Annotated in this window: 6 protein-coding genes; all 6 read left to right on the top strand. The window is 59.8% G+C overall.

Annotated features, from left to right (window positions below; all coding sequences use genetic code 11):
• Positions 1–236 (top strand): hypothetical protein (locus ACYSMN_RS01480; protein ID WP_488922056.1); only part of this gene is annotated, 236 nt, incomplete at its 5' end.
• A 160-nt stretch (positions 237–396) separates the two neighbouring features.
• Positions 397–2,109 (top strand): NADPH-dependent assimilatory sulfite reductase hemoprotein subunit, encoded by a 1,713-nt coding sequence (locus tag ACYSMN_RS01475; RefSeq protein ID WP_488922055.1) that lies wholly within the window; start codon positions 397–399, stop codon positions 2,107–2,109.
• A 198-nt stretch (positions 2,110–2,307) separates the two neighbouring features.
• Positions 2,308–3,810: a TSUP family transporter gene (locus tag ACYSMN_RS01470; protein ID WP_488922054.1), complete on the top strand. Its 1,503-nt coding sequence runs from the start codon at positions 2,308–2,310 to the stop codon at positions 3,808–3,810.
• Between the two features lie 576 nt (positions 3,811–4,386).
• Entirely contained in the window at positions 4,387–6,885 is a 2,499-nt protein-coding gene (locus tag ACYSMN_RS01465) for a malectin domain-containing carbohydrate-binding protein (protein WP_488922053.1), read from the top strand.
• 191 nt (positions 6,886–7,076) lie between these two features.
• The gene (locus ACYSMN_RS01460) at positions 7,077–9,773 is read left to right on the top strand and encodes a DUF4082 domain-containing protein (RefSeq protein ID WP_488922052.1); all 2,697 of its coding nucleotides are present in this window, start codon (positions 7,077–7,079) and stop codon (positions 9,771–9,773) included.
• 377 nt (positions 9,774–10,150) lie between these two features.
• Entirely contained in the window at positions 10,151–10,657 is a 507-nt protein-coding gene (locus ACYSMN_RS01455) for a molybdopterin-dependent oxidoreductase (RefSeq protein WP_488922051.1), read from the top strand.
• Positions 10,658–10,679: the final 22 nt, after the last annotated feature.

The following is a 10,679-nucleotide window of genomic DNA, read 5'->3' as shown; positions in this document are numbered from 1 at the left end:
TTTTCAAGGAGGGGAGCTGGTTTCTAATCCTTCTAGCCCTCTCTTTTCAGCATTCCAATTCTTCCGTTATGAAACAATACTATGCGTCCTTCTGGCTACTTCTGCTGCTGCTCCTCATCAGCATTATCTCCGCTTACACCCAGGCAAGTGTGCGCCTGCCTACCGCCAAAACCAGTTTGTCCCCAACTGCACCATCGAAGGCTTGTGCTGCGGCATGGAACCCCAGTACCAAATAAATTTCTAAAAAATCATTTGGTACTCTACACGACGACCATCAGAAGTACCAAATGATTTTCTAGAAATTTATTTGGTACTCCTGGCCCTGACCACACAACTGCCTCCTCCTTTTGCCGCCCTGCGGCATCTCGCAATAATCCTCCTCCCGACTACCTAGTAATGGAACAGAATCAGAAACTCTCCGAAGTTGAGCACGTGAAGGCGGCCAGCAATTTCCTGCGCGGCACGCTGGCCGAGAGCGTCGTCAACCCGCTCACGGGCGCCCTCAACCCCGACGATACCCACCTTATCAAATTCCACGGCTCCTACCAGCAAACCGACCGGGACCTGGACAGCGAGCGGAAACGCCAGAAGCTGGAGCCGCTCTACTCGCTCATGATTCGGGTGCGGGTGCCGGGCGGCGTGGCCACGCCGCAGCAGTGGCTGCGCATGAACGAGCTGGCCGACACCTACGGCAACCACACGCTCAAGCTCACCACCCGCCAGGCCTTCCAGCTCCACGGCGTGCTCAAGCGCAACCTCAAAAAGACCATCCGGGGCTTCAACGATGCCCTACTGGACAGCATAGCGGGCTGCGGCGACGTGAACCGCAACGTGATGTTCAACCCCAACCCGTACCAGTCCAAGGTGCACGCGCAGGTGTACGAGGTGTCGAAGGCCATCAGCACCCACCTCACGCCGCGCACCTCGGCCTACTGGGAACTGTGGCTCGACGGGGAATCGAAGTACAGCAGTGTGCCGAACGAGGGCGAGGAAGACGCCGAGCCGATTTACGGCAAGACTTACCTGCCGCGCAAATTCAAAATCGCGCTGGCCGTGCCGCCCCACAACGACACCGACATCTTCGCCAACGACCTGGGCCTCATTGCCATCGAGAAGAAGGGCAAGCTCCTGGGCTTCAACGTAGCCGTGGGCGGCGGCATGGGCATGACGTTCGGGATGCCCGACACCTACCCGCGCCTGGCCGACATCATCGGCTTCGTGCCCACGGCGCACGTGGTGGACGTCTGCGAGAAGATAGTGACCATCCAGCGCGACTGGGGCAACCGCGAAAACCGCAAGTTCTCCCGCCTCAAGTACACCCTGGACCGCGTGGGGCTGGATGTGTTTAAAGCTGAGCTGGACCAACGCCTGGGCTTCGCGCTGGAGCCGGCCCGCCCCTACCAGTTCCGCAGCTCCGGCGACGCCTTCGGGTGGAGTATCGGCCCCGATGGCGCCCAGCACCTCACGCTGTTCGTGGAAGGAGGCCGGGTGCTGGACCGGCCCGGCTACCGCCTCAAAACCGCCCTGCGCGACATTGCCCGCTTCCACACCGGCGACTTCCGCCTCACCGGCAATCAAAACCTGATTCTGGCCAATGTGGCCCCGGAGCACCGCCTGAGCGTGCTGGCCACGCTGGCCGAGCACGGCGTGACTGTGGACAGCTCCACGGCGTCGGGGCTGCGACGGGGGGCGCTGGCCTGCGTGGCGCTCAACACCTGTTCACTTGCCTTTGCGGAGGCCGAGCGGTATATTCCGCAACTTCTGGATAGATTGGAGGCTGTACTGCTCACCTACAACCTCACCCACGACGACATTGTGCTGCGCATGACGGGCTGCCCCAACGGCTGCGCCCGGCCTTACCTGGGCGAAATTGGGCTGGTTGGCCGCGCCGTGGGGCGCTACAATCTGTACCTCGGCGCCGCTTTCAACGGGGAGCGGCTGAACAAGCTCTACAAGGAAATGTTAGACGAAGACGGCATCGTGGCCGAACTAACCCCGCTCTTCGCCGATTATGCTCAAAACCGCCAGCCCCAGGAACATTTCGGTGATTTCGTAGTGCGCCAGGGCTACGTGCAGCCCACCACCCACGGCCTCGACTTTCATCAGTGAGAAGTGAGACTATGAGACATGAGAAGTGAGACATGTGATATGAGACATGGGACTATGAGACATGAGATATGAGACGGACGACTACCAACGAAATTGAATCGTTGCTGACGTCCATCTCATGTCCTACAGTCTCACTTCTCACATCTCATATCTCACTTCTCATGTCTCAGTTCTACCATTCCACAACCAACCTCCACCATGCCTCTCTCCAACAACATCCTGCCCCAGCCGGAACCGCCCCCCGGCGGCGCCAACCGGCTTTTTCCCGTCTTTCTGAAGCTGGAGCAGCTGCATGTATTGCTGGTGGGCGGCGGGGTGGTGGGCCACGAGAAGCTTTCGGCGCTGCTGCACAACAGCCCGGCCACGGCCGTAACGGTGGTGGCCCCGTGGTTTTCGCCGGAGCTGCTGGCGTTGGCCGGCAACTACCCGGCCGTGCAGCTCCGGCAGCAGCCCTTTCAGGTCACGGACCTCGTCGGCCACGACATCGTCATCGTCGCGACCAACGACAAGGCGCTGAATCTGGATATTAAGGCGGCGGCTTCGCGCCAGCGCCTGCTTTGCAACGTGGCCGACACGCCCGAGGCCTGCGACTTTTACCTGGGCTCCATCGTGCAGAAAGGCGACCTCAAAATTGCCATCAGCACCAACGGCAAGTCGCCCACCATTGCCAAGCGCCTGCGCGAAATGCTCACCCAGGCCCTGCCCAACGAGCTGCACGACGTGCTCCAGCGCATGTCCGTGATTCGGGAGAAAGTCGGCGGCGACTTCGCCCACAAAGTAAAATCCCTGAATGCCGTAACGGCGGAGCTGGCCGGGGGGCCGGCCTACGAGTCGCCGGCGGCGGCGCGGTGGCGGCGCCGGGCCACGATGGCGCTGGTGGCGTTTGGCATCATGGTGGTGCTCAACGTCCTCTCCTTCTACTTCACCTGGGAGCAGGTGTGGCACGTGGCCACCACCGCCGACACATTTTACCTCTTCGTAGCCATCGGCTTCGGCGCGCAGCTCGTCGATGGGCTGCTGGGCATGGGCTACGGCGTGGTTACGGCCATCAGCTTGATGAGCATGAACATTGCGCCGGCCGCCGTCAGCGCCAGTATTCACACCGCCGAAATGTTTGCCAGCGGGGCTTCCGGCTACCATCATTACCGCTTCGGCAACGTGAACAAGCGCCTGTTCAAGGTCCTGCTCATTCCGGGGGTGCTGGGCGCCATTACGGGGGCCTATCTGCTGTCGAAATTCGGCGAGCAGTACGCCCACTACGTGAAGCCGCTGCTAGCTATCTATCTGCTGCTGCTCGGGGCGCGCATCCTCACCAAAGCCTTTTCTAAACCCGGCCCGCGGAAGAAATACAAGAAACTGGGCATACTGGCGGCAGCGGGCGGCTTCCTCGACTCCTTTGGGGGCGGCGGCTGGGGCCCACTCGTGACCAGTACACTCATAGCGGGTGGGCGGGCCCCGCAGTACGTGATAGGATCGGTGAGCGTAGCGGAGTTCTTTGTCACGTTTGCCAGCGCCGTTACGTTTTTCGCTACGCTGGGCATTTCGCACTGGCAGATTATTCTGGGGCTGATTGTGGGTGGTATTGCCGCCGCGCCCCTGGCCGCCCGCCTGGCCGGCCGTATTCCGGTGCGCTGGATGTTCGTGGGCGTGGGTTTGATGGTGATAGTCTGGAGTCTGTGGGCGTTGCGGAGGCTATTTTGATAGTTGAGAGGTTGTAGCGCGAAGCTCCCGCTTCGCGTATCGTTGCACGACAATCGTTGTTACGACGCGGTTCCAATCGTTCAACCTCAGCAACGATGCGCGAAGCGGGAGCTTCGCGCTACACCTTTTCTAGAGCCGCCGTTACCTTGCTGAGGTAGCGGCGGCTTTTTCGTTGAAGCTCATGCCTGGTCTTGTTGCGCTTGGTACCAGACCGGCGTGCCACGAATGGAAATCGTTACCTCGTCTTGGTGGCGTGAGCATATTCTACTGCTCAGTTTATTCCAATAACTACATTATCACCTAGGCCTGAGTTATGGGGCAGTAAATATCAGGCACGAGACGAAAAAACGCCGTTTCATCAGCGCTATTGGCATTGTGAGTATGTAGGGGGCACGTATTTGCCAGGTCCGGTCGATTTTCCTGAGTATGCCTCTCTCAAAAAAGGCCAATATTTAGTAACATATAATATAAGTACATATGTCTTAATATCTGTTACTTAGTCTTGTCGGCAGCCAACGTCCAAACGTTTGTCTACAGCACCAAAATCCACTTTCCTAACCACCAATCCACCAACCTATGAAAACTCTGCTTACTCCTCCCATTCTGTCTGCGCCTGCCCGCGGGTCGTGGCGCACCACGCGGCGGCTGATGCTACTGCTCATGAGCTGGCTGTGCCACTTCGCCTTACAAGCACAGAACCCCGCGCCTCTTACGCCCATCATTGCCGAAAATTCCGGTGGCGCGGCCGTGGGTAATTTCCGCGACGATACGTCTTACGGCACCATAGAAAGCGGCGACATCGGCCAGACGTACAGTACCTCGGCGGCCGTAAGTACGACCGGAGTGCGCAACGCGGCTCCGGAGGCTGTGTACCAGTCGGAGCGCTGGGGCACCTCGTTTACTTACACCATAGCCGGCATCAATGCTGACTTCAGCCCGCGCCTGACCCCGGGCGTAACCTACCTGGTGCGCCTGCACTTCGCTGAAATCTACTTCAACCAGGCGGGGCAGCGCCAATTCAACCTCTCCATTAACGGCCAACAGGTACTTTCCAACTTCGACATTGTGGCCGAAGCGGGTGGGGCGAACAAGGCGCTGGTGCGGGAGTTTACGGCCACCGCCCGCCGCACGCGGGGCAGCAACATCGGCAACATCACCCTGAACTTCACCCAAGGCGCGGCCAACAACCCCAAGCTGAGCGGCCTGGAAATACTGCCAGCCTCGCTCTTCATTCCGCAGCAGCCCACCTTGCTCGATTTCACCGAAAGCCGCTCTTACGAGCTAGGAACGCGCTTCGCGGCCAGCACGAGCGGCGAAATCCGCGCCATTCGGTATTGGAGGGCCGCTTCCGAATCGGGCCCGCACGTGGGCCGTATCTGGTCGGGCACGGGCGGGCAGCTAGCCGAGGCAACGTTTACGGAGCCTGTTGCGCCTAGCCCTGGTTTACCCGTTCCATCGGGCTGGCAGGAAGTTGCGCTGGCTACGCCTCTGCGCATTGAGGCCGGCGCTACGTATACGGTTTCGGTCAACACCAACACGCATTACGTAGCCACGGTAGGCGGGCTGAACCCGGCCGTCAGCAACGGCTACCTTGGCACGCAAGGCACGGGCAGTGCCTACAGTGAGATTGGCACATTCCCGACTACTACCTACCAGAACACCAACTACTTCCGCGATGTGGTGTTCGTGGCTAGCCCGGCCCCTCCTGCACCACCTACTATGGTCGCACCCGTGTTGGCCGTGAATGCGGGCGGCCCGGCCCAGGGTACATTCGAAGCGGATAACTCCTTCTTCGGATTTAACGGCAACGCCCCCGGTGCGACAATTTCTACGACGGCCGCGGTGAGCGTAGCCGGCGTGCAGGGGGCTGCTCCGGCCGCTGTATATCAGACCCAGCGGGCGGGCGAGCGGTTCGGTTACCGGCTGGGTGGTCTCAACTCCGACGGCACACCGCGTTTGCAAGCCGGCACGCGCTACCTGGTGCGGCTGCATTTCGCTGAAATCGAATTCACGCAGCCCGGTCAGCGGCAGTTCAATGTGTTTGTGGGCGCCAGCTCGGTAGCCACGCAAGTGCTGAGCAACTTCGACATCGTGGCCGCGGCGGGCGGCGTCAATAAAGCAGTGGTTCGGGAGTTTGTGGTCGTAGCCCAAGCGGGCAGCGACGGCGCCAACACCATTGCGTTGCAGTTTTCGAGCCGGCCCGGCGCCACGCAGCCCGGCGACGTGCCCGCCATTAGCGGCATCGAAATCTTGCCCGCCACAGGCATACCGTTGGCGGCTTTCAACGCCGGCGGCGGCGCAGCCGGCCGGTTTGGCGCAGACATAGGCACAGCCGATGGCACGAACTTCACCTACGCCACCACAGCATTTATTGACACCACCGGCGTAGCCAATTCCGCCCCGCAGGCCGTGTACCAAACCGAGCGCTACGGCAATCCCAACATTTCGTACCTGCTGACTGGTACGCAACTCGGCGGCACGCCCACGTACCAGCCAGGCACCAGCTACCTCGTGCGCTTGCACTTCGCCGAGATTTACTACCGCCAGCCCGGCGAGCGCCAGTTCAACGTAGACATCAACGGCCAACAGGTGCTCACCAATTTCGATATCGTGGCCGAAGCCGGTGCTCCCAACAAGGCGCTGGTGAAGGAGTTCGTCACCACGGCTCAAAGCTCCCGTGGTAGCGGCTTCATCAACCTCCAGTTTACGCGGGGTGCCATTGACAACCCCCAGGTTTGCGCCATCGAGGTGCTGCCGCTTCCGGCGGCCAGTGCGGCTCGCTCGGCCGCCATCAGCGACGCGGCCCCAAAGCGTCTGCTCCAGCAGAAGCTAACTGTGGTGGGATACCCCAATCCCGTGACGAACTCTTTCACTCTGCAAGCTAACACCGAGCTGCGCGGTGCTACCGTGCGTCTGACCGACTCGCAGGGCCGGATAGTGAAGCAGTGGAAGGTGAGCACCCCCGGCTCTACAACTACCCTCGACCTGACGGAAGTGGCTAATGGATTACACTACTTGACTGTCGATGGACTGGGCAAGAGCACTCGTGCCCAAAAGGTGGTAGTGCAACACTAAGCGCCTTCTTTGCCAGGTGCAGCTAAATCGGCCGCTGGACCTCGCATTTGCTGCGAGGCTCAGCGACCGGTTTTAGGTTTGGAGCAAATTAAGCAGACAAAAGGATTTGGTTGCGCGGCCAACATCTTGGTTTCTTCTGCTCTTCAGTCTTACATCCTCACTTTGATTTTTCAGCTTCTTATTCCTTCCGTATGAAATTTTCCTTGCCTCAATCTTTCGGGCCACTCCGGGCGGCTACGCCCTGGCGACTGTTGCTGGGACTGCTGCTGGCGAGCCGGCTGTTGCTTGCCCAGAACACGGTTCCAACCTCCATTTTCACGACCCAAACCCCGGCTAATGCCACTGCGTCCGACAACCGCTCTTACGAACTAGGAACCAAATTTACGACTGTAACTGCGGGTTCAGTGCGGGCTATTCGCTACTGGAAGTCACCGAGTGAGAGCGGCCCGCATATTGGCCGAGTGTGGTCGGCGGAAGGCAACTTGCTGGCGCAAGTTGATTTCAGCAACGAAACGGCTTCGGGCTGGCAGGAAGCTTACTTGAGCTCGCCGCGGGCCTTGAGTGCCAACACGACCTACGTGGTATCAGTGAATGCCAATTCGCATTTCGCCATGTCGTCCTCGGGTCTGTCCAGCCGCGTGAGCAACGGTCCACTGCAAACCGTAGCCGATGGGGCCAACGGCGTGTTTGGGGACGCGGGTACGTTCCCAACTGGCTCCTATTCAAACAGCAACTACTTCCGCGATGTGCTGTTCGGGGCTACGCCCGCTACGCTGTTTACTACCCAGCAGCCCGCCAACAGCGCCGCATCCGACAATCGCTCCTACGAGCTGGGAACAAAATTTACGACCGACGTAGCTGGGGCGGTGCACGGTATTCGCTATTGGAAGTCGCCGGGCGAAACGGGCGGGCATATCGGGCGGGTGTGGTCGGCCACGGGGGAGTTGCTGGACCAGGTAAATTTCAGCAACGAAACCGACGCGGGCTGGCAGGAAGCCTTGCTCAGCCAACCGCTGAACGTGGCCGCCAACACGACCTATGTGGTGTCAGTAAACACCAATTCGTTGTTTGCCCTAACGGCATCCGGGCTAACCAGCAGCGTAGGCAACGGTCCGGTGCGCACGATAGCCGACGGCGCCAATGGGGTGTTTGGGGACGTGGGCACGTTCCCTACCAGTTCCTATTCAAGCAGTAACTACTTCCGCGACGTAAACTTTGTACCCAACGCTAGAGGCGTGATGCCGCCCTCACCCATCCCGGATGGCCCCTTTGTGCATCGCGGCTACTTGGGTTGGCTGCGGGACCTGGCCTCGGAAGGCCGCCCGAACGACACCTGGCCGTCTATTCGCATCGACCCCACACTGGTGAGCGACTACGACCAAACGTACGCCACCATGAAGGATGTGGGGCTGAATGAAACCACCATCTGGGGCTTCTTTACCTCCCGGGAATGGTCGTTGGACGTTGAGAATACTATTGATGCGGGCCGGGTGCAACAGGTACGCGAATTGATTCAGAAAGCGCACGACCAAGGCATTAAGGTCTTCGTGGGCTTGGGAGTATACAGCTGGGGTTTTGAGGCCATCATTCGCAACGAGCCCAGTTTGAGTGACGGCAACAACTTCTCGGCCATGTGCGCCTCCAACCCGCGTAGCTGGTACTGGCAGAAGCGCGTGATAGACTACGTGTTCAGCTTTCCGATTGATGGCGTGAGCTTGCAGAGCGCCGACCAAGGCCGCTGCCGCGGTCCGCAAGATGCCCTGCTCAGCGACATCGACTACCACGCCCTAATCAACGATTCGGTGGCGCGCTACATCAAGCGGACCTACCCCGGCAAGATTGTTGGCATCAACGGGTACGGCCTCGGCATTAGCAACCCGGTCAACCAACAGAGCGTGGTGAACATGACCCGCAATGCCGATTACCTGATTGACGTTGGGGACATTGGCGGGCTGGCCTCACGCGACTACCGGCGCACGTTGGCCACGGCCATCGCGCCTTGTGCCTACGGTACCCTGGGCGGCCCCTTCAATGAGCCGCCGCAACACTGGGACCGGGAACGGTGGTTTTTGCCCAACCTGCGCTACGCTGCTACCGGCCTACAAGAGCTGCACGCCGATGGCGGCCGGGCGGTGGAGAACTTCATGCGGCCCTTGGCTAACCCCGGCGAAGAAGTCTCGATGAAGCTGGTAGCAGCCGTTGAGAGCAATCCTACGGGTTCGTGGCAGACCATGCTGCGGCAGATTCTGCAAGACACGTATGCCCCTACCGATGCCGCGGCCCTGGACGACCTGGTGAACGTGTTTCTCGGCGCTGAAACTGCGTATTACAACAACGCGGGCGTCACCACCATCATCAGCCTGGAGCCGTTGATTAGCAACAGCGCGGGCCCACCTGTTTACCTGCGCGACCGGATGAATGTGGCAGGGCTGGCCAACTACAAAAACGAAATGTGTGCCCTGCGGCAGCTGGCAGCTGGTCTGGTTGGTCGGGTAGGCAATCAGGCCCGCATGCAAACCGTGGTGCGCTGCATTGGCCGCGCCCTCGACGACGTGAAAGCTGTGAGCGGCGACGCTAGTGATTGTACTTCTAGCAGACTTGTAGCGAGCCGCACCGCTCCCGTAAAGAACCACCTCGGCCAACACCTGAACGTGGCTTTTTACCCCAATCCGGCCACCGCGGAGTTGAATGTACAATCGGACGCGAGCATCCAAAACATGACGCTCACGTTGCGCGATGCGTACGGCCGCACCGTCCGGACGCACCACGTTACGGATGCGGGCCAAGCTACCAAGCTGAACCTGATCGGTCTGCCTAACGGCTTGTACTACGTAACGCTGCAAGGCGCCGGCACGCAACTCACGCGGCGGATAAGCGTGCAGCACTAAGCCGCTTTTGTGCACCAGATGGACCCTCGTCACGTTACTACAAGGGGCGTAGCGAGGCGCCGGAAATAGCATATATCAGAGCCAGTCAGCATTGTGCCAAGCGCACTGCTGGCTGGCTCTGATGTTACGGGCAGGCCTTGGTGCTCGAACCAAACCTAACAGTTTGTTCCTGCTACCACCGAAGCTGCATGCCACCTAGTACCCCTACTCCAAGGGCGGCAATAGAGTCTAAGTGCGCATCACGTTATACATTTGAAAACATAACGCACCTCTTTACCTCGCGTCTAGTCTGCTACTTGGGTCAGAGGCATCGTTTGTCACGATGCTTTATCTGAGCTTCTTGCAGGCTTTCTCGGCTTTGTTTCCTTGTTTCTGATATGAAAAACGTGTTCATTTTCGCGCTACTCGGGCTGCTAAGTAGCTTGGTTGCTCAAGCGCAAACTCCGACGCAAACTGCCCCAACAGCCAACCTTACGGTGACGGGCGCCGTGGCTCGGCCGCTGAGCTGGTCGGCGGCGGAGGTGGCCAAGCAGCCGCACGTGACTGTGAAAGCCCAGGACAAGCAGGGCCAGGAACACAGCTACTCCGGCGTCCCGCTCAGCGCCATTCTCGACGCCTCGGGCGCCGTGGCCGACAATAAGCTGCACGGCAAAGAGTTCTTGAAAGCCCTGAAAATAACCGCCGCCGACAACTACCAGGTCTTCTTCGCGTTGGCCGAACTCGACCCTAACTTCGCTACCCGCACTATCATCCTGGCCGACCGTTGCGACGGAAAACCACTAGCCGCCAATGCCGGCCCGTGGCAGGTGATTGTGCCCGGTGAGAAAAAGCCGGGCCGCTGGATTCGGCAGGTGACGAGCATGCAGGTGGTGATGCTGCCCTAATTGGCCGCGAGTTGCCCGCCCT

The organism is Hymenobacter sp. M1-2 (genome assembly GCF_057808495.1).
Note: the sequence above shows the minus strand (reverse complement) of the source record. Positions and strands in the feature narration are given on the sequence as shown.